General features: G+C 43.6%; 23 protein-coding genes. 12 read left to right on the forward strand and 11 right to left on the reverse strand.

Translation table 11 applies throughout. The features are described 5' to 3' along the window. Positions 1-40: 40 nt before the first annotated feature. The 9 genes from C3B73_RS07830 to C3B73_RS07870 all read right to left on the reverse strand — a co-directional run bounded on the left by C3B73_RS07830 (position 41) and on the right by C3B73_RS07870 (position 12,056). Positions 41-871, reverse strand: coding sequence for a fimbrial biogenesis chaperone (locus tag C3B73_RS07830; RefSeq protein WP_103665045.1), 831 nt, complete (start codon positions 869-871; stop codon positions 41-43). 136 nt (positions 872-1,007) lie between these two features. Beyond that, positions 1,008-1,532: a hypothetical protein gene (locus tag C3B73_RS07835; protein ID WP_103665046.1), complete on the reverse strand. Its 525-nt coding sequence runs from the start codon at positions 1,530-1,532 to the stop codon at positions 1,008-1,010. Between the two features lie 213 nt (positions 1,533-1,745). Then, on the reverse strand, positions 1,746-2,276 hold the full coding sequence (locus tag C3B73_RS07840; protein ID WP_103665047.1) for a hypothetical protein: 531 nt from the start codon (positions 2,274-2,276) through the stop codon (positions 1,746-1,748). Further along, positions 2,269-2,832 carry a hypothetical protein gene (locus tag C3B73_RS07845; RefSeq protein ID WP_232803083.1) on the reverse strand — a complete coding sequence of 188 codons (564 nt, stop codon included), beginning with the start codon at positions 2,830-2,832 and terminating at the stop codon, positions 2,269-2,271. Before C3B73_RS07845 ends, C3B73_RS07840 begins: the two co-directional genes overlap by 8 nt. A gap of 71 nt (positions 2,833-2,903) precedes the next feature. After that, a complete protein-coding gene (locus C3B73_RS07850) occupies positions 2,904-3,410 on the reverse strand; it encodes a hypothetical protein (RefSeq protein ID WP_103665049.1) in 507 nt (168 codons plus the stop codon). 979 nt (positions 3,411-4,389) lie between these two features. Continuing rightward, positions 4,390-5,532: a hypothetical protein gene (locus C3B73_RS07855; RefSeq protein WP_103665050.1), complete on the reverse strand. Its 1,143-nt coding sequence runs from the start codon at positions 5,530-5,532 to the stop codon at positions 4,390-4,392. Positions 5,533-5,542: 10 nt separating this feature from the next. Beyond that, positions 5,543-6,142 (reverse strand): hypothetical protein, encoded by a 600-nt coding sequence (locus C3B73_RS07860; RefSeq protein ID WP_103665051.1) that lies wholly within the window; start codon positions 6,140-6,142, stop codon positions 5,543-5,545. A gap of 2 nt (positions 6,143-6,144) precedes the next feature. After that, positions 6,145-6,681, reverse strand: coding sequence for a hypothetical protein (locus C3B73_RS07865; protein ID WP_103665052.1), 537 nt, complete (start codon positions 6,679-6,681; stop codon positions 6,145-6,147). Positions 6,682-6,854: 173 nt separating this feature from the next. Further along, complete coding sequence (locus C3B73_RS07870) at positions 6,855-12,056, reverse strand: invasin domain 3-containing protein (protein WP_198597306.1); 5,202 nt, start codon at positions 12,054-12,056, stop codon at positions 6,855-6,857. A 185-nt stretch (positions 12,057-12,241) separates the two neighbouring features. Between C3B73_RS07870 and C3B73_RS07875 the strand changes: the two genes are divergently transcribed. The 7 genes from C3B73_RS07875 to rmuC all read left to right on the forward strand — a co-directional run bounded on the left by C3B73_RS07875 (position 12,242) and on the right by rmuC (position 18,487). Then, on the forward strand, positions 12,242-12,943 hold the full coding sequence (locus C3B73_RS07875) for a sugar phosphate nucleotidyltransferase (RefSeq protein ID WP_103665054.1): 702 nt from the start codon (positions 12,242-12,244) through the stop codon (positions 12,941-12,943). 2 nt (positions 12,944-12,945) lie between these two features. Beyond that, positions 12,946-13,809: a dTDP-4-dehydrorhamnose reductase gene (rfbD, locus tag C3B73_RS07880; RefSeq protein ID WP_103665055.1), complete on the forward strand. Its 864-nt coding sequence runs from the start codon at positions 12,946-12,948 to the stop codon at positions 13,807-13,809. Then, positions 13,806-14,351 carry a dTDP-4-dehydrorhamnose 3,5-epimerase gene (gene rfbC / locus C3B73_RS07885; RefSeq protein ID WP_103665056.1) on the forward strand — a complete coding sequence of 182 codons (546 nt, stop codon included), beginning with the start codon at positions 13,806-13,808 and terminating at the stop codon, positions 14,349-14,351. The genes rfbD and rfbC overlap by 4 nt, the downstream gene beginning before the upstream one ends. Positions 14,352-14,353: 2 nt before the next feature. Beyond that, positions 14,354-15,358 (forward strand): dTDP-glucose 4,6-dehydratase, encoded by a 1,005-nt coding sequence (gene rfbB / locus C3B73_RS07890; RefSeq protein ID WP_103665057.1) that lies wholly within the window; start codon positions 14,354-14,356, stop codon positions 15,356-15,358. A gap of 123 nt (positions 15,359-15,481) precedes the next feature. Beyond that, positions 15,482-15,955 (forward strand): EVE domain-containing protein, encoded by a 474-nt coding sequence (locus C3B73_RS07895; RefSeq protein WP_232803085.1) that lies wholly within the window; start codon positions 15,482-15,484, stop codon positions 15,953-15,955. A gap of 155 nt (positions 15,956-16,110) precedes the next feature. Then, positions 16,111-17,043, forward strand: coding sequence for an aldo/keto reductase (locus C3B73_RS07900; protein ID WP_103665059.1), 933 nt, complete (start codon positions 16,111-16,113; stop codon positions 17,041-17,043). A gap of 112 nt (positions 17,044-17,155) precedes the next feature. Then, positions 17,156-18,487, forward strand: a complete 1,332-nt coding sequence (gene rmuC, locus C3B73_RS07905) for a DNA recombination protein RmuC (protein WP_103665060.1) — start codon at positions 17,156-17,158, stop codon at positions 18,485-18,487. A gap of 38 nt (positions 18,488-18,525) precedes the next feature. Here the strand turns inward: rmuC and C3B73_RS07910 are convergent, their stop codons facing one another. After that, on the reverse strand, positions 18,526-19,143 hold the full coding sequence (locus C3B73_RS07910) for a sterol desaturase family protein (RefSeq protein ID WP_103665061.1): 618 nt from the start codon (positions 19,141-19,143) through the stop codon (positions 18,526-18,528). Between the two features lie 95 nt (positions 19,144-19,238). Between C3B73_RS07910 and mtgA the strand changes: the two genes are divergently transcribed. Together mtgA and C3B73_RS07920 are read left to right on the forward strand one after the other, a co-directional pair. Then, positions 19,239-20,105 carry a monofunctional biosynthetic peptidoglycan transglycosylase gene (gene mtgA, locus C3B73_RS07915; protein ID WP_103665062.1) on the forward strand — a complete coding sequence of 289 codons (867 nt, stop codon included), beginning with the start codon at positions 19,239-19,241 and terminating at the stop codon, positions 20,103-20,105. A gap of 69 nt (positions 20,106-20,174) precedes the next feature. Continuing rightward, on the forward strand, positions 20,175-22,046 hold the full coding sequence (locus C3B73_RS07920) for a histidine kinase dimerization/phosphoacceptor domain -containing protein (RefSeq protein WP_103665063.1): 1,872 nt from the start codon (positions 20,175-20,177) through the stop codon (positions 22,044-22,046). A gap of 4 nt (positions 22,047-22,050) precedes the next feature. Here C3B73_RS07920 and C3B73_RS07925 read toward each other — a convergent pair whose 3' ends face one another. Continuing rightward, complete coding sequence (locus tag C3B73_RS07925) at positions 22,051-22,761, reverse strand: RluA family pseudouridine synthase (protein WP_232803086.1); 711 nt, start codon at positions 22,759-22,761, stop codon at positions 22,051-22,053. Between the two features lie 218 nt (positions 22,762-22,979). Here C3B73_RS07925 and uvrC point away from each other — a divergent pair, with 218 nt between their 5' ends. The 3 genes from uvrC to C3B73_RS07940 all read left to right on the forward strand — a co-directional run bounded on the left by uvrC (position 22,980) and on the right by C3B73_RS07940 (position 26,192). After that, the gene (uvrC, locus tag C3B73_RS07930) at positions 22,980-24,827 is read left to right on the forward strand and encodes an excinuclease ABC subunit UvrC (protein ID WP_103665064.1); all 1,848 of its coding nucleotides are present in this window, start codon (positions 22,980-22,982) and stop codon (positions 24,825-24,827) included. 194 nt (positions 24,828-25,021) lie between these two features. Then, positions 25,022-25,663: an RNA polymerase sigma factor gene (locus C3B73_RS07935; RefSeq protein WP_103665065.1), complete on the forward strand. Its 642-nt coding sequence runs from the start codon at positions 25,022-25,024 to the stop codon at positions 25,661-25,663. Next, positions 25,647-26,192, forward strand: coding sequence for an anti-sigma factor (locus C3B73_RS07940; protein WP_103665066.1), 546 nt, complete (start codon positions 25,647-25,649; stop codon positions 26,190-26,192). The genes C3B73_RS07935 and C3B73_RS07940 overlap by 17 nt, the downstream gene beginning before the upstream one ends. Positions 26,193-26,316 lie beyond the last annotated feature (124 nt).

Genomic DNA, 26,316 nt, shown 5'->3' on the forward strand with positions numbered 1-26,316 from the left:
AAATATGAATGTTGCTAGCCACGGCCAATTGTTGGTCACCTTAAGGAATTGTTACAGTGGTTGTTGCTGTGACGGGGTCCATTTGTACGATATCACGGGATGAAACGTCGTTTCGCTGTGATTCGAACTTAACTTCGATCGTGTACTGTCCGGAAGGTACGCCTTCAATATTGAGTTCCTGACGCTGTGTACCATCAAAATACAAACTGGTTGAAATGAATCCTGATTGTACCACTTCACCGTCAGAATTTTTCAGATTCACGGAAATGGTTCCGAGAAAAGGGGCATTGCCGGTTCGGTTATAATCTGTGAGTACGGCAAGAATGTTCTCATCCGAGATCTCGGTTCGAATTTCTGCCACTTCAATACCGGTATTTACGTCTCCGTTCTTGTAGAACAAGCCGGTTACCTGATTGATCACAATACCCACCTGGGCGGTTACGGACTGATCGTTTGAAAGCTCGATGGGGGCACTTTGCGGGGTGGAGGAGGTTTTGATCCTTGACCAGTACACGCCATCATTGAGCGTATTTGGTGGGGTGATCCTTAGCCTCACGATCTGCCGCTGATTGGGATTCAATACAAAATTTCTTGGAAAGGCCCGGATGCTTTCAGCGATGGAATGATCGGCCGCGACCTCCGCGCTGTCTTCAACGGTGGTCCGGTTACCATTCTCATCGGTCTGTGAATAACCGAAAAAGAAGTCAATGGAGACCTCCTGCGGGGTATTCGAGTTGTTGATCACCATATAGGTGCCAAATTTAGACTGACTGTCAATAAATAAATTGGTTGGGGCAATGGTTACCTGAGCCATTGATTGCAGGGGAAGAACTAAAGCAATGGCAAGTAATATATTACGTATGGCTGTCATCTGCGATGATTTGATTCACGTTTGTCCAAATTTAGTAAAAAACGAACCAACCTTTGAATTATTTGTGGAAAAGAGATCAGCTAAAAAAAAAGCCATGGAGGGTAAGCTCCATGGCAATATTGGAAAAATTTAAAATTTAGTTGTAGTCAACTTGTACAGTAATGGTGTTTTGGTATGTATTACCCGCAACACCGTTTGATGCATCAGTGATAGCTCCACCAACGAACACATAAATGTCATTTGCAGTAGCTTGGAAACTTCCTGTTATAGTCTGAGAGTTTAGTGTACCAAAACCAGCAGCAGAAGTTGCATCACTACTTCCATCAGTTGTATATGCTGCTGTGTAACTTCCAAAAGTTAGGTCGTTTGCAGGTGTGCCATCGGTTAGAGTGCTAGGAAAATCAATGGTAACGCCTAAATCAACTCCAGCAGAAGCGCCTGAAATTTGAACAGCACCAGCGCCAGCATCAGTGGCTGCAATTGTGATTGGAGTTTGGCTTGTAGTAATTGTACCAAATAATAAATCAGCAAATTGATTAACTGTAAATGCAGATTGTACTGTAGCGCTGGCATTAACAGTTGCACTTCCTTGAGCAAAAGCTGTCGTGCTAAAAACTCCTAAAAGGGCGAAAAGGGTAAGTGTTTGTTTTAAAACTTTCATGTCCGTGAGATTAAGTTTGTTGTTTTATTAATTTCTGATCCAAAATTATCGAACATCTCGAAACTGTCCAATTAGATAGTCTTAATTAAAGCCGGTTAACCAACGTAGTTAAAGTGCGTGTTTATTAAGTACCGACGCTAAGGTAATCACAGGTACACTTAATTATCTTTAGAGTTCTTTAATGTTAAAGAAGTGGGGAAAGGGGTAAACCAATTAATCGTAATCCAGGCTGAGGACAATATTCCCGGTATAAAGGCCATTTGGGATATTACCGATCACAATAGAACCGTACACATAGATATACATTTGTTTCCAGACCTCAGCTTCCATTTCCGGGGTAGTGTTCTGGGTGATGGATACCATACCCTCATTCAGGGGCAGGGGCCGGCTGTTTTGCGGGTTATCTGAACCGGTATTGTTGTAAGCCATACCAAGCTCTAGAGGGATGTCGGCCACCACACCCGGCTCATTATTCTCAAGAGCCTCCGGATACTGCAGGTCGATGTAGATATTCTGGGTGTGAAAGGCTCTGACGCTGAAGATCCCCATGTTGGCATCCCCAAGCTGAATGGTGGTACGACCGGAATTGGTGATCTGTGTACCGAAATCGAGGGGCTGAACGACAGTAGCTTGAAGTTCCGGCTCAACCGTGAGCCGTAAATTGATGAACTGAGCAAACAGGGCAGAGGATACACTCAGTGAAAACAGGATCGGGAGTAATATGTAGGTTAGAGACCTAATCATAGGTCACGGTGACCTGAATCTGCCCCGAGTAAGAGCCGGCATTCTGATTGCCCACGTTTATGGAGCCGTATAAATACAAATAGGCCGTTTCGTTAAACAGAGCCGGGTTGTAGCCTTCGTAAACGGGGGTTGGGGGCGGACCCGGTGGTCGGTTGCCCCGTGCAAGTATAGGGAACTGCGCACTCGCAACATTGGACGCCACCTGCATCAGTACCGCCTGATTGGTGTTGTTGTTACCGCGATTGGCATAGGCCGCCTGTAAGGTAAAGGGAATACAATTTGAATTGGAGCCGTTGCAGCTCACATCATTGTTCAGATAAAGATAGTTATCTGCGGTGATGGTCACGACCACATCCAGGTATTTAACGCCTTCGATCATCAATACTTTGGCATCCAGGAGGTCAACCGTTTTAAGGCCCTCATTTTGGATCACCATCCCGAAAGAAAGGTCCTCGGCCGGAATGAGTTCTGTGATAGAAACCGTGTATTTACTGCTAAAATCTCCGAAGTCGATCTCCTGAGCATTGAGTATGGTAGTAGTTGAAAGTGAGATCACACTCAGTATAAACAAAGCTCTGAGCGACCAAAGAGCAGATCTAATAAAAAAGTTATGTGAACTCCGGAATATCATATATAATCGATCTCAATGGTGAAGTCGCCTTCGTAATTGCCCGGTGGGGCATTGCTTAGATCTATAATTCCACCGATCCATATATAGAAACGTCCCTCTTCATTAAAGCGGAGGTTTCGGTTTTCCAGATCCAGGGGTTCAGAGGTAGCCTGTTCTTCTTCATCGTTACCGGAAATGCGATAGGTAAAGGTCAGAGATCCATTCCCGTTGATCTGATTCAGAATGCGGTCCGGCAGGTAATTCAAGCGGAATTCGGCTTCAGGATTTCCAACGGCGATCATAAAACCGGCATTCAGATCCGAAACCGGATTAATGTTGATTTGTCCGTTTACAGACCGGGCATTACCCAATTGGAGGGTGTTGACCGTAATGATCTCAATAGCCGACTGCGTTGAACCAATAACCTGTGCGGAAACATTTACATTGGCAGTTTCACTGCTTTGTCCCTTGACGTAATAATTCCCTAAAATTAAAAACAGAGCTATTAAAAGCGTTCTCTTCATAAATATCGAGTGCAAAAAGTCTTGCTTGTTTATACCACTTAAATATAACCACTATGATAATGGTTTACCTGTTAGTTTATTTTAACGTCGTAACAAAATAAGTGTTAGGACGGTTTTATAATAAGAGATCATTTCGCGGCGAATGCCTGCTTTTGCCGTCAGACAGGCAGAGCGCCCCAGGTTTTGAATTGGGCATGTTATGGTGAACGCGATGGATCTCAACGTATAATACAAACGAGTAGCTCCACCTTTGAGACCCTTCGCGAAATACAATCTATACCTAATCCCAATTGAAAACGCTCAGGGTGACAACCAAGAGGTAATTTTACGTCGAACTCACGTTATTTAATTGCTCACCCGAATTTCAGTTCGATTATTCTTCTAAATGTTAGATAATTCAATGACAGTTTCTAAATTAAAAACGGCCCTGAAGGGGCCACATACGAATAACCCCGGACAATGAAATGCGATAGCATGGAAGCAGTCCGGGGTTAATAAGCGTACATGGAATAAAGCTTCGCCCGATTAATGTTTAAACCTCTGATGGTTTACGAAGCTTGGGCAAACTTCTCTTTAATGACCAGTTTCCACAACCCTGCGAAAACCAACAGAGACACTGGGATCTCTGTTTTCTTGGGTTTTCTTTTTTTGGACTATTAATCCCAGGGTTGCTCCCGCTTTCGCGGCTTTACCCTGGGCTATTCGTATTTGACCCTTTCAGGGGCAAGAAGGAACAATGAACAGAATTCTGCCCTCGATTTATCTAACACCTACAAGGGTAACAACAAAGAAACAATTTGATCTTGAACTGACTTTTATCAGTTATTTTTGTTTTCACGGGAATGACCGAATTCACGTGAGTTTAACTAGAGAGGAAAAACCATTGCAAAAAAATCTCCTTTTACCTCAGCCACCGGGCAAAGATAAAAGGAGATAGGGGTACACTAAAGGGGTACAATAAACAAGTACGACTTACTTCTTATTCGTAGGTACTCAATCTTTTATAACGGTTTTGATTGAGCATATTGGCGGCTGCGGCTTTTGCTGTTTGCTCAGCTTGGCAATCATAGCTTACCGTAATGTTACCATTGAGTTCAATATCAATGTCTGGTATTGTTGGATCATCTTCATCCGTTTTACCTACTAATACTGACCCATTAATATTTACAGTTCCTTTACCATCCATATTGTAAGCATTTTCAAAGATCACTAATCCATTAAAGGTAAATCCACCTTTTAGGTCCAGGCTACCGGTAACCGGATCAAGTAGTCCGGTTGTATCTCCCTCTACTGTACCATAATTGCGCACGACCATAATTCCAAAACCTTCTGTATTTGAGGCAAATTTAGTATCCCCTTCCACAAAAAACACCCCAGGGTTATCAGCTGAACCCAAGTTTTCATTATATGTTCCGGAAGGAATTTTATTGACTCCATCCATTTGGGCTAGTCGCGCAACAAGTTGATCGACGGGTTGATAGGAAAGAGTTGAATCAACTTCTATTTTACCACCCTCACCTTCTAATTGGTCGTAGGTACCGCTATCACCAGAAATAGCATCATATGATTCCTGGTCCTGTACTGTAACAGCGGGTTTAGAACCACAAGTTCCACTATTATCATCACCGGTTATCATGGATGAACCCTGTGCTGAAAAATTAAAGTGATCATACCCGGCTGCAATCGAAATAGCCGATTGAAAATCAGGTACGAAGTGAAGAGCTTCTTTTACATAAGATGTAATGATGTTTAGATCTTTTACCTGATTACTAATAGGATCTCGGTACCACGAACGGGCATGTATTTCAACGGTATCACTTTCAAGTATTGCATAAGATCCGCCACCTGAAGAAGGTTTCAGGTCATAGTATAACGAAATAGAATCTCCATCAATCTCCTGAATCCATGGGCTACTGCTGGTTGGATGCCAGGTACCGCCACTTTCATTAATTCTTTCCATTGAAACCTGTGCAGCCGTAAATGCTTTATTTCGGATCTGTACTTCGTAAGCATCAACGGCTGAGTTCTGTGCTATACCTGTACGCTGACTTTGTACACCTACTTGCAGGATGCCTACAGCAATAATGGCACCGGCGGCTATAATTAACATTGCGCGTCCCATAATTTATCTCCTAATCTTTTCTGAGGTTAACCGGCGAGAATCGTTTTTGCCAGGTTGTGGTTACATATCGGTCGGGATCTGAGGCCCGATAGTTTAACGAGTAATCGTTTTGCATTTCGAATTCGATCTCAATTTGTAGAATATTTTCAAAATTAGAACTACTTACCGGAGTACTCATTGGAGTGGTAGATCCGTACTGATCAAAGTATCGTATCTCGAAGTCCGTGATACCAACAGGGATTTCAGTAGTTACTCCATCTACTGTTCTGGACAACATGTCCACATGTGGGTTATTGGCATGATCCGGAGCATTATCAGGATCATATTTCCAAGTGATGAGTTCTACGTCTCCACTGTTATCAAGGTCACTGTAAAATGAAATTTCATGTTCATCTGCCTTGAGAAATTTAGTAGCGATTACACTGTCTTTCTGATAACCTATCTTAGGTATATCATTGATGATCATTTCCTGTACAGCTTGAGAATGTGTTTTTTTGATCAGTGTTGTGGTCACTTCCTGATTGCTGAAACCTACGTTATAATTGATCGTAAAGATCATGATCATCAGGAAACCCGCAATGACATAGCTTATAATGAGTCCAAAGTTCATATCTAATCCGCGTAATAGCTTCTGATAAAGCTGAAATTATAATTTGTATTTTCAGAACCTGGGTTCTTTTTCAAATAATCTGATTCTACGTTTACGGTAATTTGTTTTAATGTAGATTTACCTGCAGCTGTGCTAAATGTATTGTACTCACTACTGTGATTGAGATATTGTACTTCGACTGTAATGAGATAATCCACACCATTAAAATTTTTAGTCTCACTAAAACCGTTAAAATCATCAAAATCATCAAATGTAGTTCTACCGCTTTCTCCAGTATCTTTTCCCAATGTTGAGAAGCCGCCTGGTATATATACAGGAACCACACTATTCCCACTGGCATCGTCAGTTGTTTCTTCATCAAAGGCGAGGGCTCTTGACTCTTCAATTATATCCTGAGCATACGCAATGACCTGCCCCTCAAGCTGCCCTTCGATCATGGATACGTTGTTCACTTGTATCACACGGTTGGCATTCAGTGCCATGGTGGATACAATGACCATAGCAAAAATCACATAAAGTACTTCCGAATATCCTGACATGGCTTTTTCCTCTGTTTAAGTTCTCTATTAAAATATTAAAAAATCTTAATATTTGATAGCTTTTCTAACATCAAGAGCTATCGAACCCTTATTTGTTACGATTTAATATCACGACAGTCCGGATCAATACAAATTAGATTTTTTTATCCAAACCGCAGGTGATGCGCTAAGCCTTACTTAACGAGGGTCATTTTCTTGGTGAGAACACCACCTTCAGTAGAAAGGCGATAGATATACACGCCACTGGCTAATCGGGTGGCATCAAAATTCACTTCGTGGAAGCCGGCCTGATAGTTTTGGTCGACCAGGCGGGTGACTCTTCTTCCCAGGACATCATACACATCCAGCTGAACCGGCCCCTCAATAGGCACCGCAAAACGAATGGTGGTTCTTGGGTTGAAGGGGTTAGGGTAGTTATTATACAACTCAAATTGATCAGGAAGCCCTGCGGCATCTTCACCGGGGGCAAGGATCAGGGTGAACCGGGAATTCAGGTCCGCATTGGTTTTGGATCTGGAACCGGAACTTGTGAGGCTGAAATTTTGAACAGTATTCATCTGTGCCTTACCGGCCTGCTGCGCCAGATTGAAGGTGTAGGTTTCCTCTTCGATCAGATCCACTTTTTGATCGGTATCTTTATCGTGAAGGGTGATGCTCCATCCCTCCGGCAGAGCTTCCAGGTTATGCAGTTTGATGGTAAAGGAGCCGCTGATCGGCAGGCCATTTTCATAGCCCCCCACATGTAAAGGGATCTCGAGTTCTGTACCGAAATCACGGGCCAGGTTATTGATGGCCAGTTGAGTACCGTCATCCAGTGTTGTAAAAAACTCGAGGTAGGTATTTGTCTCAAAAGGTAGCAACCGAATGGCGTCCCGGTCGTCTTTTTGAGTGCGCCCACCAGGCGATAGGGTGATATGAGTCGGTTTGGAAAAATCACCGGACGAGAGTTCAAGGGTAATCACTTCGGGTTCCTTGTTATTTTTGCTAAGGAAGGTTCCCCCGGTCGTGCGGGCACTTTGGTCAACAGACAATACCGGATTTTCCCCGTTGGCTTTCACCCAGAAAGCCTGAAACGGGCGGATGATCCCGTTCCCAAGTTTGGTGCCATCCAGGCTGCCGCCGCCAACGCCGTTCCAGTAAAAATAATCGTTACTCACCGGATCCCATACGTACAATACATTATCGATATTGGTCTTGGTCCAGCCGGAATGATCCCAGTCCAAACTAGATGCGAACGGATTCCCAACCAGGTTCCAGCCATCCGAATTCTCATTGTAAGCCACTTCCGAAAAATTAAAGGTTCCGGTTGCAGCAGGGTATTCCGTTCCATCTATATCTAAGGTTAGCGGGAGAGGGGTATTGTATCGGGGATCTTCCGCAATATCTCCAAAGAAATACACAAAGTAGCCGCGTCCTGCAGTTGGGGTGTCTGTAGCATTGCCGGGAGCTCTCCATCGTTGATTGTCGGTTGTGCCGAGTTCTTCATCAGCCACTTCGTAGGCAGTATCATACCAAAGTACGTTGGGTTGTAGGGAGTCAGCCGGGTCATTTCCCAGGCTCGCTCCGGTATAACCCTGTGTGACGGTCTTGTCCAACAGATCGTTAAAATCACTTTGTAATGGTGCTGAGATCATGCGCCAACCACGTGAAGCACTCACATTTCTCTTCATCCGTATGTTCCCATTCACATAACTGATGTTGGGAGCGATCAGGCTGTTACCTGAACTCAGGATCAGGGGGCCGTTTTGCAGCGTGAGGTTTCCACTCAGTACAATATCCCCAAAGGTTTGTACCCCTTCGGTGTTATTGATGACGGCACTTTGCATTTCCGAGAAGTTGGATACCTGCTGTTGTTGAATGTCAGGATAGTCCACGAAGTTTTCATCCAAACGAATTCCAAAGATCACTGTGCCTTCCGAGGCATCAATGTTTTCGAGACTTGCATCACCCCGTAGTACAAAGGTGTTGTCGTTGAGAAGGAGGGTGCCATCTCCGGTGATCTGATCCGTGACATCCAGCGTGATGCCGGCTCCGTCCTGAAGTTCAAAGGTGAAACCGGATCCAATATCCAATATGTTGATATCCAGGAGGTCGGCTCCGTTATCAAGAGTAACATCATTTTGCACGTTCAGGTTTTGAGCCAGAAAGTTAGGAGTTGAGATCGTTTGCGGGCTTTCACCATTCAGGGTTATTTCAGCCCCTTCATTGCGAGCCAGAAAACTGTTTACTGAGATGTCTCCACCTATAGTAATGTTAGTTTGAGCACCGGCTGTAAAGGTGCCGGAACCGGAAAAGCCGCCCTGAGTGGTTAGATTTGTATTATCATCAATATCAAGGATACCATCTACAATAAGTGCCCCGCTTACATTGATGGCATTAGCTCCAAAAAGCGTGAGGGCAGCACCGGATTGAATTTCAAAGCTTCCCAGGTTTATATTTAGATCTAACACGGGAAGATCCCCTACATCAGGAATGATCACATAGTCATCGTCCTGAGGAACCGTTTGAGGATTCCAGTTTTCAAAATTGGTCCAATCCGTTCGGGTCCCTTCAGGCCCTCCTGCATTGGCAGTCCAGATAATCGGGTTTACAATATCCACGGTGGCGGTTGTTGCGATCTCGGTTGCCGGAGCATTTCCAAAGGATCCGGTGATCTCCACCAATTCAACCGAGTTGGAAGCCGTTAAGGTAGCGGTATAATTTTGCAGGCCTGAATTCCATGACAAAGTTCCTAAAGAGGCATTTGGGTTGCCATCAGGCGACGAATTTCCATTTTCCTCAATTTGTGCAAGCTGTAAGGAAACAGGCAGCTGTTCCAGAACCCTGTTGCCAAATGCGTCTCTTAAGATGACAGAAATAGCAGATTGGCTGCCCGTTTGGTTTTGAAGCACACTCGGGTTAGCTACAACAACTGAAGTATTTGCATCTGGAGCATTAGCCTTGACAACAAACTCCTCACTGATTGTTACTACGTTAAACAGGTCGTCTGCGGTGACGGTTAACGTGGCGGACGTATTACTCTGAGTGAGCGTAATTGGGTGACCTGTCAACTCACCATTCACAAACGTAGCCGTTGAGCCACCCGTGATGTTGGAATTGGAGGTAATAGTTACATCGCCATTAAAGTTTGTTACGAGATTCCCGTAGGGATCGATGGCCTGAACATTGATCTGAAAGGGAACTCCGGCTGTTTGTTCATTCGGAACCCCTCCGGTAGATGGCAAGGAAATAACAAATTCAGCGGCATCACCCTGTGTAAAATCAACTGTAGCGTTATCCGGTACGGCCGTAGAATTCACTTCTGCTGTGATAGTGGCTGTTTCACTGGCGTTTAGTGAAGAGGTCAATGAAGCCGTATAGGTTCCATCTCCCTGATCAATAGCATTGAATGAAGTGGTATTTCCGGTAAAAGTGCCGAAGTCGGTAAACACGTCAACGGTCTCACCACCTGTTAACAGGTTATTGGAAAATTCGTCTCTAAGTTGAACCGTGATCTCCGAGGTGCTGCTTCCGTTAGCAACAATGGCCGTAGGGTTTGCCGTGATCAAAGTGGTTTGAGGATCAAGATCACCCGGTAAAATGTTGAATTCGTTACTTTCTCCGGATCGGTTCAAGGCCGTATTTTCAACGCTGATAGTGGCAGGTCCGGCTGTAGTAAGCGCCAGGTTTGTTTCGAGCACACCATCCACAAAAGGATCGGTTGTGAACCCTGAAACCGGATTGCCATTCAGGTATATTTGGGAGGTTGAACTTACATCAACGGCATCTGTAAAGTCTGTGTACACCTCATTATTACCATTCAGGGCCCTGATGCGAATGGTAAACGGTTCACCTGCCGTTTGTTCACCGATCTCTGTTTCACTCGGAGTTTCGACCACAAATCGTGCCAGCGAATTGATGCTGATGATCTCAAATATCTCACTGCTTTGCGCGTAGGTGCCGGCGGCATCCTCTACGGTAAGAGTTGCGTTGCCGATCGCAGCCGCTGCATCTATGATAATATTATCAAAGGTAGCCTGACCAAGGGCATCGGTAGGGGCGGTGAGGGTACTGTTGCCGTCAAGTGGGACACTCGCACTGACTTCCAGATCAACACCCTGTGTATCCGCAATGTTGCCAAAGGCGTCAACCAGCTGCACTTTTACATCAGCTGGGATTGTTTGTCCCTGAGCCGTATTGACCGGTTGGGTCAGATAACGGATACCGGCAGGAATGTTATTATCTATTGTGATCTCATCAGTGATCAGATCATCAAGTCCCGGACTGCTCACTAAAAGGTCGATGGTGTTGGCTACATCCACTGACAGATCATTGAATGTGACCACACCGTTGATGGCCGTATTGGTCAAAGTACCTGAGAGTGTGCCTGAACCATTGTTAACAGCAACCGACACTTCCGTTAAATTATCGGTAGTAACCAGGTTTCCGAAAATATCCTGAAGATGGATCACAAGATCATTACTGAACGTTTCCCCGGCGATCGCATTGGCAGGGGGTTGTGTGGCAATGACCATCTTATCTGTGGCACGGGGCAAAACCGTGATCGTTTCAGATGGTACAGTAGGGAAACCATTGAATGAGGCTTGTATAGCTGCAGTTCCTGTTGACTGGGAAGAGAAGATCGCACTTCTTAGATCAACCGATGGTTGCAGGGCACTTACGGATAAGGAGCCTGTAGTGTTTATCAAAGACCAGTCGTTTGGATTATTTAAAGCGACATTATCGACAAAGTTACCACCCACATCACGGCCGATAGCATATACTGTCAGTTCGTTTCCGGCTGTGAGGTTCTGTGCAGGGACGATCTGTCCGGTACCATCCGGCTGAGTTTCAACGGAGATCTCGGCTATTGAACCGGCTACTTTACTGAGGTCCCCATAGTTTACGTTTGGTCCTGTGGTTCCGGTGTTTGTGATCATGCCCGCATCCGGTATCGAAGTGGTGGAAGGTCTTAGTTGCAAGCCCGTAATTGCAATTCTTCCGGGTCCCTGACCATTACCGTTCGTAGTACTTGCATTGTCTATGGTAAAAACAGCTTCCTGAGTATTATTGAATCCAGTGAAACTCGCTTCTAACTTAGTATTAGCTGCACCGGTAGGTTCAATGGTTAAGACAATTTCGTTTGAAGTTAAAGCAGTATTCCATTCATAACCGGCAGGTAAAGTCAATACGATCGTTCCATTATTTGCCAGCTGGCCCGAAGCCGTTTCACGTATAGTAGGCCCATCGATCGTCGCGTACTGACCGGATGAAAGAAGGTCCACGGATAAATTAGTAGCCCCTGAGGCACGGATCACATCCTGAGCCTGCAGTAAACCCGTGGCTGCCAGTAAAAGCAGAATAGCCGTAAATGATCGTTTGATTGATTTGGTCATATGCATCATGATTGCACATAAATATAATCAGTATTCCAACTCTGAACAGGTAAATTAATCAATTCTAACTGCCTGAAGATCACATAGATGTTTGAATGTGAAATCCCTAATATTGATTTCAGATTCATCCGCAGAAAGTTTAGTTTTAACCGTTGGTTCACAGTACTCACATACACTGATTCGCAATGAAAGGCATAATTCTGGCAGGCGGTACCGGTTCAAGATTGTACCCACTTACAAAGGTAACGAACAAGCATTTGTTGCCGGTTGGCGACAAACCCATGATCTACCATCCCATTGAAAAACTTACGGATGTTGGAATTGATGAGATCCTGATCGTGACGGGTACCGAACATATGGGGGCCGTGGTCAATCTATTAGGATCCGGAAAGGATTTTGGATGTCGGTTCACCTATAAAGTACAGGATGAAGCAGGGGGCATTGCACAAGCCCTTGGACTGGCTGAAAATTTTGCCGGTAAGGAACCCGTTTTAGTGATCCTTGGAGATAATATTTTTGAATCATCGCTGAAGGAAGCTGTCAACGATTACCCGGGCAAGGGAGCACAGATCCTGATTCAGGAAGTACCCGACCCCAAACGGTATGGGGTGGCAGAGTTGGACGGAGATAGGGTTGTCTCCATTGAGGAAAAACCTAAGGAACCAAGATCAAGTTATGCCGTCACCGGGATCTATTTTTATGATGCCACGGTGTTTGATTGCATCAAAACTCTGAAGCCGTCGGGAAGAGGTGAACTGGAGATCACTGACGTAAATAATTACTACATCCAAAAAGGAGAAATGAAGAGTTCTATCCTTAAAGGGTGGTGGACCGATGCCGGTACGCCTGAATCCTACCAAATCGCCAATGAACTGGTAAGGAGCTGATCATGCGAATATTAATCACCGGTGGCAATGGACAGCTGGGCAGTGAGTGGGTCTATTTTCTTAACAAACAAGGCGTGGAGTTTATAGCTCTTCCTTCCTCTGATCTGGATATTACTGATCATGCGGATGTAAGACGCGTACTGAACAACTTACGGCCTGATCTCATCATCAATTGTGCGGCTTATACAAAAGTGGATCAGGCTGAAGATGAAAAGGAGAAAGCCTTTGCCGTCAATGCAGACGGAGTTAAAAACCTGGCTGATTACTGCGCAGAACACAAGATCAAACTCATCCATTTTTCAACGGATTATGTGTTTGAGGGCAGTCTTGAAGATAAAGATCGGCTACCTGAAGGATATCCGGAGGATCACCCCACCAGTCCCATCAATGCCTATGGAGAAAGTAAACTGGCCGGTGAAGTGAGTATTCTTAACTCGGGATGTGATCACCTTATCATCCGGGTATCCTGGCTGTGCGGGCGATTTGGAAATAATTTTGTTAAATCTATGATCCGGTTGGGAAAAGAGCGGGATGAGTTGAACATAGTGAATGATCAGTTCGGAAGTCCGACTTTTGCAGACAATGTGGTTGAAAACACCTGGCATCTGATCGATCAAAACATATCAGGACTTTATCATATCACCTCAAGGGGAATGATAACCTGGTATGACCTGGCTCAGGCTATTTTCAAAAAGACCGGAGAGCCGGTTAAAGTAAAGCCCATTTCAAGTTCTGAATATCCAACCAAAACCAAACGTCCAGCGTTTTCATTACTTTCCACAAAAAAGATCGCTGCCGTTCCCGGAATAACCTTAACAGACTGGCAGGAAGGGTTGCACAAACTGCTGGCAAATATTGATACATGAACATAACAGCTACCAGAATTCCAGATGTAAAGATCATCGAGCCACGGGTTTTTGAAGACGACCGTGGATATTTTTATGAAGCTTATCGGGAATCCGTTTTGAAGGATGCCGGAATTGATAAACATTTTGTACAGGATAATGTGTCGCGGTCGTACCACAATGCCATTCGCGGCTTGCATTATCAGATCGAAAACCCTCAAGCCAAACTGGTACAGTGCCTGAGTGGAACCATTCTGGATGTGGCTGTGGATATCCGTAAGGAATCTAAGTCTTTTGGGAATTATGTGGCCATAAAGCTTTCTGATGTCAGTAAACGCATGCTGTATATTCCTGAGGGATTTGCGCACGGATTTTCGGTACTTTCTGATGAAGCCATCGTGGCCTACAAATGCTCGGATTACTACAACCGGGAAGGCGAACGCGGTATTCGCTGGGATGACCCGACCATCCGTATCAACTGGGATGTTGACCGCCCAATACTATCAGAAAAGGACCGAAAATTGCCATTACTTTCATCCGTTAACGAAGAAGATCTTTTTTAGATATGAGGATAATTGTTACCGGTGGAGCCGGATTTATTGGATCCAACTTGATCCTGAGGTTGTATGAAAAATACCCGGATTGGGAGATCTTTAATATTGATAAACTGACCTACGCATCCGATCAATCATACCTGAAGCCCCTGAAAGACTCAGGTAGGTATTACTTTAAAAAAGTGGATCTGGTAAACCGGAATGAAGTGCACGATGTGATCAAGACATTCAAACCACAGGGGGTCTTTCACCTTGCGGCTGAATCACACGTGGATAATTCCATAAAGGGTCCTGAGCCGTTTATACAATCCAATATTGTGGGAACATTCAACATCCTGGAAGAATGCAGGCAGCTTTGGAAGGAGGATGAGGAGAGCTGGAAAAACAATCGGTTCCTGCACGTATCTACGGATGAAGTGTACGGGGAACTGGAAGATGACGGCTATTTCACTGAGGCTACACCATATGCCCCGAATTCTCCGTATTCAGCCTCTAAGGCAAGCAGTGATTTTATTGTTCGTTCCTATTATCAGACCTACAGAATGAATGTGGTGACGACCAATTGTTCAAATAACTACGGCCCACATCAACATGATGAAAAGCTAATACCCGTGGTGATCAGGAATGCCATCGATCACAATGAGATTCCGGTGTATGGAAAGGGAGAGAATGTACGCGACTGGCTGTTTGTACACGATCATAACGACGCCCTTGATGTGGCCTTTCATAAAGGAATAGCCGGAGAGACCTACAATATTGGCGGCAACAATGAATGGAAGAACATCGACCTTGTACGAACGATCTGTGACATTCTGAATGAAGAGATTGGTGAAGGTCCGAAGGGAGATTACAAGAATCTGATCACCTTTGTAGAAGATCGCCTCGGACACGATTTCCGTTATGCCATTGATGCCTCAAAGGTTAAGAATGAGCTGGGTTGGGAACCATCTCAGGATTTTAACGGAATGCTTAGGCAGACAATTTTGTGGTACGTAAACAAGTACAAAGCGAACTAAGTAATTCTGATTTTGGAATGTTTGTCTGATCCAAATATCGGCAGGTATGATTCTTAGAATCTCGTTCCAAACGCTATGCGTTGGAGCGCTAATATGTAAATTTATAATTCTAAAGCTAATACAATGAGCGATAGACAATATTGGTTAATGAAATCGGAACCGGATGATTACAGTATCGATGACCTGAAAAAGGATGGTGAAACTCCCTGGACCGGTGTGCGAAACTATGGTGCCCGAAACTTCATGCGCGACGATATGAATGTGGGAGATGGGGTTCTGTTTTATCATTCCAACATCTCAACCCCGGTAATTGTGGGAACCATGGAAGTTTCGAGTGAACCGTATCCTGATCCGCTTCAGTTTGATCCAAGTTCTAAGTACTTCGATGAAAAAAGTACCGAAAGTGATCCCCGATGGCAGCTGGTGGATGTGAAATTTACTCAGAAGTTCGAAAACCCGGTTACCCGCGATGCCATGAAAGAGGAAGCTGCATTAGATAACATGGAGCTATTCAGGCTTGGTCGATACTCCATCACTCCGGTCACTGAAAGTGAATGGAAGAAGATCCACGAAATGGCCGGCGCCGACCCAAAATAGATCAATATTTAGATGCTGAGATCATTACCTGATCTCAGCATTTCTTTCTTCTCGCGAGCGTTTCAACCGAACTCATGTTTATAAAGAAGGCTATTCCTAGATGATACGCCTGAAGCGTTATTTAAATATGGATAATAGTGACGGAGTGAATTGATATGGAGTACAGGGAAAATAAACGTTTTGATAAAGCTATCAGCAGAATTGGGTTTGGTGCCTGGCAACTGGGAAACAATCTCGATTTTTCTGGTATGACTGAAGAAGAAGGCATCAAGCTTGTTCGTGAAGCTGTGAATAAAGGAGTTACATTTTTTGATACAGCTCCTAATTACGGTAACGGAATGAGTGAAAAGATCCTTGGAAAAGCCTTCGAAGGTCTTGATTCGGATATTTTCATTAATACCAAAACCGGTCATGATTGTACAGCAAAAATAGATTTTTCCCTGGAAAGTATAACGCAGTCTATTTACAAGAGTTTAGATGCGTTAAAACGCGAAACGCTGGATTCAGTTATTCTGCATAACCCTGACGGGGAAATTCTGAGGGGAGAGACAGAGCATTACTCTCGTTTGATCTCACTCAAAAAGCAGGGTGTGATTGATGGGTATGGCGTAAGTATAGACACTCCGGAAGAATTAAGGTGGGTTCCGGACAACAGTGACGTGGATGTCATAGAGATCATGTTCAACATCATTCATCAATCACCTAAGATTTTATTTGATGAAGTCAGGAAAAGAGACATCCTTTTGATCGTGAAAATACCTTTTGACTCCGGATGGTTGACCGGAAAATATGACAAAAACAGTACGTTTGAAGGAATCAGGTCACGTTGGAGCAGCGGTGATATTGAGTTAAGATCAGAACTCGTTGACGAAATCAAAGAGATCGTGGGGCAAAATGACCTTGTGCCTTTAGCTTTATCATTTATCCTATCCTTTGATGCGGTAACAACGGTCATCCCTGGGATCAGAAATAAAGCACAATTAGAATCAAATATTGATGCATTGAATTATAAGCTTGATAAAGAAACCAAGTCCCAATTAGAAGATCTATATAACTCCAGAATATCAAAACTTGATATACCCTGGTAATTATCTTTCCATCAGGTCGAAAGGAGTAGCACTTACAGTGACATGATGTGTCACTCATCATTCGTATATTTTCAAAGAATTAAGGAAAAACAGAAATACAAAGAATTATCAAATGGAATATTTATTGGCTTTAGCCGGCATTATTATCGGGGGAATTACCGGTTTTGCGATCGCCCACTTTAGATCGAAATCTGAAAGTTCCCGATTGGAGGAACGGAATATCAGCCTGAATGAACAGCTGGAAGAAATGGAAACTGACTTCAGTGAACTTCAGGCTAAAGGCGAACAGGAGTTAAAGGCTGAGAGAGAAAGAGCAAATGAGCTGGATAAGAAACTCGCTTCCCGAGAGGCTGATTACAGAAACCTGCAGGAGCGGCTCAACGAACAAAAGAAAGAGCTTGCAGAAATGCAGGAACAACTCACCACACAATTCGAAAACCTCGCGAATAGGATATTAGAAGAGAAATCAGAGAAATTCACAAAACAAAATAAAGAACAGATCGATCAGCTGTTGAATCCGCTGGGTGAAAAACTGGAAGCCTTCAAAAAGAAAGTGGAAGAAACCCATAAAGATGAAGTGGAAGCCCGCGGATCCCTGAAGCAGGAATTGAAGCACTTGATGGAGCTCAATAAGACAATGAGTGAGGATGCAAAAAACTTGACCAAAGCTCTGAAAGGGGACAACAAAGCGGTTGGAGATTGGGGTGAGGTGATCCTGGAAAGGATTCTTGAGCGCTCAGGATTAACCAAAGGTCGTGAGTATGAGACTCAAAAAGGATTTTCGAAAGAAGACGGAATGGGGCACAACAAGCCGGATGTGGTTGTGTATTTACCGGATGAGAAATATATGGTCATCGATTCCAAGGTATCTTTAAAGGCCTATGAGAAATTCAGTTCGTCTGATGATGAGAAGGAACAGCAGCAGTATCTGAAAGAACATGTTAACTCGATCCGTGCTCATGTAAAAGGGTTGAGTGGAAAGAATTACGAGCAGATCCATGGTGCTAAAAGTCCGGATTTTGTATTGCTCTTCATACCGATTGAGCCTGCTTTTAGCTCAGCGTTACAGTATGATTCTAACCTGTACTACGAAGCCTTTGATCAGAATATCGTGATTGTAAGTCCTTCAACATTACTGGCTACCCTGGCAACGATAGATAGTGTATGGAAGCAGGAATATCAGAACAAGAATGCCATGGAGATCGCTAAAAGAGGCGGGGCGTTATACGATAAGTTTGTGCTGTTTGTAGAGAGTATGGAAGACATTGGGCAGCGTATTCGCCAAACTCAGGATAGCTATGACGAGGCCATGGGTCGACTTTCAACAGGGGCAGGTAACCTGGTTCGTCAGGCCGAGATGATCAGAAAATTGGGAGCAAAGACTTCTAAACAGTTACCCGGTTCAATAACAGAAAATGAAGACCTGGATCAGATCGACGAATAAAGGTTTTCCGTACCTGATCCGATCATTGAATGAGCTTATCACTCCGGAGGCATCGTTCTAAACACCCGATCCCAAAGAGTTGTGGAGATCCCGAAGGCTTTTTCAGGGTATTTATAATGATGCAGGGCGTGGTGCTTGTAATTTGATCTCAAATAAGAAGGCACCGGAGTGGTGTGAGTTTTGTAGTGTATTCGGGTATACAGCAAATAACCCAGAATGAAGCCCGGCAGGAACAGATACACAAATTCTCCCATGACCAGCAGGTAGACCAGGTATAACAATCCCAGGATCATAAGTCCGGGTACGGGAGGCATGATGAGTCGTTCTGTGTCACGAGGGTACTCATGGTGCACGCCATGCAGGGTATAAGCCAGTTTTTGGGCAAAAGTTGACTCCGGGAAGTATTCATCAATATGGAACAAATACCGGTGTGCAAAGTATTCAAAAAATGTCCAGAAGAATAGGGCAAAAACAAATATTAAGGCGCCGACCCAAAATTGATCAACGACCGCTCGTTGGATGCCAATATATAGCAAAACAATTCCGAGGGTAGAGTACGTTATGGCAGATACGATTGGTGGAGCTTTGGTTAGGGGTTCCAAAAAGGAGTTCTCGAATAATATTCCTTGTCCCTGATTTTTGATCTCTCTATGCATGGCGTTTTAAGTTTGTTCCCGATTGTTATATAGATTATACGATATTGACAAATGTTTTAAAAAGTAGAATAAACAGCAAGTGTTTATTAGTAGAAATGAAGGATAAACAACTGAATACCAATAAAAAACAGGCACTCTTCATCCATTATATTAAAATAATAGGTGGTGTACTGTTAGGATGGTCGTTTTGGTTTATGGTATTGGTGCTCATGCTCAGATGGGTTGAACCTCCTTTCACAGCATTTACTTTGCAGGAAAATTGGGAAGAACTTGGGAATGAACGATATGATCTAAGACAAACATGGGTGCCACCAAATGAACTTCCGGAGCATCTCAAACTGGCGGTCATTGCATCCGAAGATCAGCGTTTTTATTCGCATTGGGGATTAGACCTGGCTTCTATAGATAAGGCCCTCGAAGAAAAAGAAAATAGAGGGCGTATTCGTGGAGCCAGCACGATCACCCAGCAGGTCGCTAAGAATTTATTTCTGTGGCCGGCTCAAAGTTATTTCAGAAAAGGTATCGAAGCTGGGATCGCCATACTTCTGGAATTGCTATGGACCAAGGAACGGATCATAGAAGTGTATTTGAATATTGCAGAATTTGGTCCGGGTATGTTTGGAGTGAGTGCAGCATCTGAATTTTACTTTGGCAAATCACCTGCACAATTAACCCCTGAAGAATCTGCCCGAATGGCCACAGTTCTGCCAAATCCAAAGCTTATTGAGCCTGAACCTGCATCAGAGTATGTAACGGAAAGAAGCCTGTGGATCCTCAGAAATATGGAACAGCTCAGTGGTCTTTCTTTTTTACCTGAACCAAAACCGGATACCGTTCTGAGATCAGTACCCGATTCAGTTGATATTAAGTTAGACTCCCTGATCAGAATAGATTCTATTCCCGATCTGAAAACCTCGGATTCCCTTTATCCAGCTGTTTTAGATAGTATTAGACGCTTCTAAGCAAAAACCCGAGCGATAATTCCTATTTTTTGTGATCACAATGTATTTAGATAAAACCCGATCGGTTATATGGATACCCAAGGTTCGTCCAAAATGAAAGAGAAGCAGCGTTTACAAACACTGCATAATTATGAGATCATAGACACTCCCGAAGAGGAGGAATTTGACAGATTAGTTCAGTTAGCCGCTGAGATCTGTGGCGTTCCCTTTGGTAAGATCAATTTTATTGATGAAACCCGTACATGGAGTAAAGCGAATTATGGAAATGATATAAAGGAAACTCCAAGAGAGATCTCATTTTGTCATCACACAGTGCAAAATGAGACCCACCTGATCGTTGAGGATACCTTAGAAGATGATACTTTCAGAGACCTTCCCTATGTGGTTGAAAGCCCAAATGTCCGTTTTTATGCCGGTTTCAATATTAAATCAAACGGTTATAATTTAGGTACGGTATGTGTGCTGGGAACCGAACCAAAGCAACTATCTGAGTCACAATTCAACGCTCTGAAGATCATTGCCAGTGAAATTCAGGCCAGACTGGAGCTCAAAAAGAAGAACAAGGATCTGGAGACACTCACTGCTTTTCTGGAAGCCTCTGTGGAAGCCATGCTCATCGTGGATCTGGCCAACCATAAAATTATACATACAAACTCGAACGGAACTGACCTCCTGAAACGAATTCTTCCAGGGGATAGACACGGAACACTTTTTGAGGTATATTCGGACTGGAATTATCTGAATGAATTGAAAGCCTGGAATGAAAATGGGGCTCAAGAACCATTCAAGATGGAAACCATGATTCTTGATCACGATGGGGTAAAGGTGCACCTTGAGGTAAATACCATTAAGAAATATGGAAAATGGTTGATCACATTACAGGATATTACCCAGCGTAAACAGGTTGAAGCAAGCGTTCGGGAAGAGAAGAAGCTGAGTGATGCCATCATTAATGCCCTGCCTATCGACTTTTACATGTTTGATGAGGATATGGATCTCATTCGTTGGAACAAGAACCTGATTAAAAATACGGGTTACACAAATGAGGAAATAGAGACGTTGTCACCTCTGGATTTCTTTCGGGGAGATGACGTTCAAAGAATTCGACAGCATATTGATAAGATCATGAATGGGGAAACAGGTCCTATTCAAGCCGACCTGATCAGAAAAGATGGAAGTAAGGTTCCTTTTTTATTCAGTGCCATCAGTTTTAAAAACAACGAGAAAACTTATCTGCTTGGTACCGGTCAGGATATCTCAGATCAGGTTGAACAGCAGGGGAGATTGAGGAACCTGCTGAGCGAAAAAGAAGTGTTGCTGCAGGAGGTCCACCACAGAGTTAAAAATAATCTGGCCATCATATCCGGATTTTTACAGCTACAGGAAATCGTTACTGACCATGAGCGGACGAAGTCGGTACTAATGTCTAACTACAACAGGGTTAAGTCGATGGCCCTGATCCATGAAGAACTGTACAAGGCCAAGGATTTCACGGGACTTGAGTTCGATCACTATCTGGAGCTTATGCTCAAAGAATTGAGACAAACAATGGCTGATCCTGATAAGGATATTGATCTTATTCTTGATTCAGAGCCTCTTTACATGAACCTGAATCAGGCTGTTCCATTGGCTTTGATCATTAATGAACTTGTTTCAAATGCCTACACGTTTGCATTTGAAGGCAGAACTGAGGGGTGTATCACGGTAGGAGTCAAAGAAGAGGATGGAACCGTAAAAGTCAGCGTAAAAGATGATGGAGTTGGGCTGCCGGAGAATTTTAAATTTGAGGAAAGTCCAACCTTGGGTACCACGATCGTTATGTCCTATTCTAAACAATTGAAAGCTGATGTCAGTATTGAGTCAGATCATGGCACCCATATTCAGCTTACTCTCAAAAACATCAAGGATGCGATCGGGACCTCATTCAAGGTTGCATTTTAAGGCATCAATACTCAAACATACTCCAGGGCTGACCGGTGGGTTTTGGAGCCTTGAGGATCATCAATTCTTTTGTGGTAGGGTGTTCCAGCTCCAGCTTAACGGCTCGTAAGGCTATGTCCTTACCCCGGGCGAATTGTGGGTTGCCATACTTATGATCTCCCCAAAGCGGGAAACCCTCTTTGGCAAACTGGACCCGAATTTGATGAGGTCTTCCGGTGATCAGGTCCACTTCTATTATGCTAAAATTATCGTTGGTTTTAACTGTGATAAACTTCAGCCTCGATTCCTTGGCATTTCTTTTTTGGGATTTAAAGGCCTTAACCGTGTTTGAGCGATTGTCTTTCTCTAAAAAATGAACCCATTCCCCAAAAACGGGAGTTTGACCCTCAACCAATGCCCAGTAAGTCTTGTTAATGGTTCGCTTTCGGATCTGATAGGAGAGTCGTGATGCCGCTTTGGAAGTTTTAGCCAACACCATCACCCCACTTACCGGACGATCTAATCTGTGTACTAATCCCAGGTACACATTACCCGGTTTGTTATATTTTTTCTTGATGTAAGCTTTACAAAGGTTCAGTACATCCGGATCACCGGTATGGTCTTCTTGAGAAAGCACACCTGCCGGTTTATCGATCACAAGCAAATGATTGTCTTCGTAAATTATAGGAATGTTGGGAGAGGTCTGAGTTGTATCCATAATCTCAAAATTAGGCATTCTGAAAACCAATAATAGCAGAATTTGCTACAAAAACTTCTCAACTCGTTATTTGTATATCTGCCTGAACCGGTGATTCCTCTATGCGTTATGAACCGGCGGTTCGTAACAAGCTTTATTTGCTACGCTTTCCTTTAATCTGTTTTGATTTGATAAGTAGCCAAAGAAAAACGTTTCATCTCATGCATCCCTGACCAAAAATCTTTTATCTTCACCCCATGAGTAACGAAGGACAAGTCAAACTCTCCGAAAAAGTCGCCAATTTACCTACCTCACCGGGGGTATATATCTACAAAGATGCCAACGATTCGGTGTTGTATGTAGGTAAGGCAAAGCGTCTGAGAAATCGGGTACGTTCATATTTTCAGGATTCACGCCCTCAGGATGGACGCATAAAAACCATGGTCTCCAAAATTGATGACCTTGAAATATTTGTGACTGACTCAGAGGCTGAAGCGCTCATACTTGAAAATAACCTTATCAAACAGTTTCAGCCCCGATACAATATTATGTATCGGGATGATAAGTCCTATCCATACATCTGCATCACCGACGAAACCAAACCACGCGTTTACCCAACCCGAACGGTAGTGAAGGATGGTAGCAAATATTTTGGCCCTTACGATAATGTAGGAGCCATGAAGCGCATGCTTGAAACCATTAGAAAAGCATTTGGACTGTGTACCTGTGCTGTTTCCCAAAAGAATATAGATAAGACCAAAAGTGTACCTAACTGGCACTCCTGTTTTGATGATTACCTGGAAAACTGTTCCGGAGATTGGGACGATGAAGTCTATCAGACCACTATAAAAAAAGTGGAAAGAATGTTGAATGGGCAGACCGATCAACTGATCCGTGAGCTAAAAGAAGAGATGCAGATCGCATCAGATGCCCTGGCGTTTGAGGAGGCAGCCCAACTCAGAGACAGCCTTGAGGCCGTACAGCACTACAGTCAAAAGATGAAGATGGTGGTCTCTAAGAAAGTGGACCGCGATGTATTTGCTATCCGAAAAGATGAGGAGATCGGAGAGGCTTGTGGAGTGTTATTCAAAGTTCGGGAAGGAAAGATGATCGGTAAATTCCACCGGTTCCTGAAAAATATTGATGGGTTGGAAATGGGAGAGATGCTGCAATCATTTGTTGAGGATTATTATACAGGGCAGTATATGGCCGCTATTCCTGATGAGGTGTATCTAAGCCACGAACTACCTGAAACGGAGCCTCTGGAGCAATATCTTCAGCAAGAAAGGGGGAAGATCGTTCCGGTTCATGTGCCACAGATCGGTGAAAAGAAGCAGCTCATAAAAATGGCTCAGTCCAATGCGAAACTGCACCTGAATGAACGGGTTCTTGAAAAAGCCAAGGCAGAACGGAATAGAATACCGCATGCGGTCAAAGAATTAAAAGAACACCTGAAGTTGGATCGCCTTCCCCGAAGGATCGAGTGCTTTGATAACTCCAACCTGCAGGGAACCGACCCGGTAGCATCCATGGTCTGTTTTGTGGATGCCAAACCCAGAAAAAGTGAGTACAAACGGTTCAACATAAAAACGGTGGAAGGCCCTGACGACTTCGCATCCATGAAAGAGATCCTTACCCGCCGTTACTCACGGGTTAAGAAAGATGGATTACAGATCCCCGACCTTATCATAGTGGATGGCGGAAAGGGGCAATTGAGTTCAGCTGTGGATGCCCTGAAGGAAATAGGTTTTTACGGGGAATGCGAGATCATAGGATTGGCTAAGCGGTTGGAGGAAGTGTTTCTCCCCGGGATGAAGGATCCTATCATGATCCCTAAAAAATCAACGGCCTTGAAACTATTGCAGCATGCCAGAGATGAGGCTCACAGGTTTGCGATCACATTTCATCGTCAAAAAAGGGCTAAACGCACTGTAAAAACCGAGTTATTGGATATCAACGGTGTCGGTGAGAAAACGGCTCAAAAACTATTGACCGAATTGGGATCAGTAAAAAAGATCAAGGAAAAGAGTCTTCCCGAAATACAGATGGTGGTTGGGGAAAAATTAGGTGAAAAAGTGTACAATTATTTTCAGGATCAAACGTAGATGCTCTGTTGGGAAAAGGCTCACATTAACATGTTATTTGTAAAAGGCGTTGTGTGTGTTAAAATGGACGTAGCCGATGAGGTTGTTCATTCAGCTTTAACGCTCATTACGTTCTGACAAAACATATTGAAACATTTAAACATCAATATTGTTTGACATGTTAAGAGCAAAATCCCAAATTAAGGGTGACTATTATGAAATTAATTAAAAGACACGTAGACAAACCGGATTACAAGGGTCTTAAAGACCGTGAGCTTGTAAAGTATTTTAGAAAGAATGGAGATGAATCTGCATTCAACGAGCTCATGAACCGTCACCAGCAAAAGATCTATTCATACATTTACAGTATGGTGATGAACCCTGAGATCGCTAACGATCTGTTTCAGACCACTTTTACTAAGGTCATCACTAAAATGGATGATACCTACAATGAACAGGGGAAATGGATCGCGTGGGTAATGAGAATAGCCCATAATGCAACAATCGATTATTTAAGAAAACAAAAACGATATATCGACGTTAGTGGATGGAGTGATGAAGACTCCTCAACCGATTATTTTGATCGGATGGAAGATGAAAGTATTGTGGATGCAGACGAACAGCTGGTTGAAGACGAAACCCGTTCAAGTCTCATGAAGCATATCGCGAAGCTTCCCGAGGAGCAGCGTTCTGTGGTACTCTTAAGACATTACTATGAAATGCCTTTTAAAGAGATCGCTGAGTTAACCGGTGTATCCATTAACACAGCTCTGGGACGCATGAGATACGCACTCATTAATCTGAGAAAATATTTCGAGGAAGAAAGAGAAAAAGAAAAACATGCACAACACGGATGATCATAAAGCTATTCGGTATCTGATGAAGGAAATGGATCCTTCAGAAGAACTGGAATTCGAAAAACAAATGCGGGAAGACGAAGATCTTTTGATCGAAGTTGAAAGTCTGAGAGCTACAAACAGAAGGCTCTCAGCACTTCCTGACCTCAATCCTCCCAAACATCTTATTGATAACCTTTCTGATAAAGCTACCAAAGCAGCCCAAAATAACGCCGGGTACAGCTTCAATAGTATATTTATAAAAGCTGCAGCCGCAGCAATACTATTAGCTTCGTTAACCGGTGGGTTCATGTATTATAGCTCAATGCCAACTGAAAGTCCGGTAACAAACGCGTCGAGTAGCCAAACTGTCGAGCCATGGGTCGACCGAAATGATATATTGAGATACGCAGGTGAGGCTCCTCAAAACTCAGAAACAACCTTTCATCCGGATTTACTGAAAAGCTACGATAGACTTCAACTTGTCAGTGAACCCATGGGGAATACCAGTCCATCTAACAGGATATTACTTACCGGCTCTTCTAATTAAACGATTGTTACACATTGCTTTAGTCAAATAATGTGGAAAACTTCGCCTTTAAATGTGAATAAGTATTTTTGTATGGCAGTAGACCTCGCTTTATATTAGAAATTATCATAAAACTATTACAAGC

The sequence above is a fragment of the Gracilimonas amylolytica genome (assembly GCF_002911695.1).
GTDB lineage: Bacteria > Bacteroidota > Rhodothermia > Balneolales > Balneolaceae > Gracilimonas > Gracilimonas amylolytica.

Coding starts and splice junctions, on each gene's coding strand:
- C3B73_RS07925 (WP_232803086.1), bottom strand. CDS start 22,761: ATGCCTAATTTTGAGATTATGGATACAACTCAGACCTCTCCCAACATT.
- C3B73_RS07940 (WP_103665066.1), top strand. CDS start 25,647: ATGCACAACACGGATGATCATAAAGCTATTCGGTATCTGATGAAGGAA.
- C3B73_RS07860 (WP_103665051.1), bottom strand. CDS start 6,142: ATGAACTTTGGACTCATTATAAGCTATGTCATTGCGGGTTTCCTGATG.
- rfbC (WP_103665056.1), top strand. CDS start 13,806: ATGAACATAACAGCTACCAGAATTCCAGATGTAAAGATCATCGAGCCA.
- rfbB (WP_103665057.1), top strand. CDS start 14,354: ATGAGGATAATTGTTACCGGTGGAGCCGGATTTATTGGATCCAACTTG.
- C3B73_RS07830 (WP_103665045.1), bottom strand. CDS start 871: ATGACAGCCATACGTAATATATTACTTGCCATTGCTTTAGTTCTTCCC.
- C3B73_RS07875 (WP_103665054.1), top strand. CDS start 12,242: ATGAAAGGCATAATTCTGGCAGGCGGTACCGGTTCAAGATTGTACCCA.
- mtgA (WP_103665062.1), top strand. CDS start 19,239: ATGAAGGATAAACAACTGAATACCAATAAAAAACAGGCACTCTTCATC.
- C3B73_RS07855 (WP_103665050.1), bottom strand. CDS start 5,532: ATGGGACGCGCAATGTTAATTATAGCCGCCGGTGCCATTATTGCTGTA.
- C3B73_RS07900 (WP_103665059.1), top strand. CDS start 16,111: ATGGAGTACAGGGAAAATAAACGTTTTGATAAAGCTATCAGCAGAATT.
- C3B73_RS07850 (WP_103665049.1), bottom strand. CDS start 3,410: ATGAAGAGAACGCTTTTAATAGCTCTGTTTTTAATTTTAGGGAATTAT.
- C3B73_RS07920 (WP_103665063.1), top strand. CDS start 20,175: ATGGATACCCAAGGTTCGTCCAAAATGAAAGAGAAGCAGCGTTTACAA.
- C3B73_RS07870 (WP_198597306.1), bottom strand. CDS start 12,056: ATGACCAAATCAATCAAACGATCATTTACGGCTATTCTGCTTTTACTG.
- C3B73_RS07840 (WP_103665047.1), bottom strand. CDS start 2,276: ATGATTAGGTCTCTAACCTACATATTACTCCCGATCCTGTTTTCACTG.
- C3B73_RS07835 (WP_103665046.1), bottom strand. CDS start 1,532: ATGAAAGTTTTAAAACAAACACTTACCCTTTTCGCCCTTTTAGGAGTT.
- uvrC (WP_103665064.1), top strand. CDS start 22,980: ATGAGTAACGAAGGACAAGTCAAACTCTCCGAAAAAGTCGCCAATTTA.
- C3B73_RS07865 (WP_103665052.1), bottom strand. CDS start 6,681: ATGTCAGGATATTCGGAAGTACTTTATGTGATTTTTGCTATGGTCATT.
- C3B73_RS07935 (WP_103665065.1), top strand. CDS start 25,022: ATGAAATTAATTAAAAGACACGTAGACAAACCGGATTACAAGGGTCTT.
- C3B73_RS07895 (WP_232803085.1), top strand. CDS start 15,482: ATGAGCGATAGACAATATTGGTTAATGAAATCGGAACCGGATGATTAC.
- C3B73_RS07910 (WP_103665061.1), bottom strand. CDS start 19,143: ATGCATAGAGAGATCAAAAATCAGGGACAAGGAATATTATTCGAGAAC.
- rfbD (WP_103665055.1), top strand. CDS start 12,946: ATGCGAATATTAATCACCGGTGGCAATGGACAGCTGGGCAGTGAGTGG.
- rmuC (WP_103665060.1), top strand. CDS start 17,156: ATGGAATATTTATTGGCTTTAGCCGGCATTATTATCGGGGGAATTACC.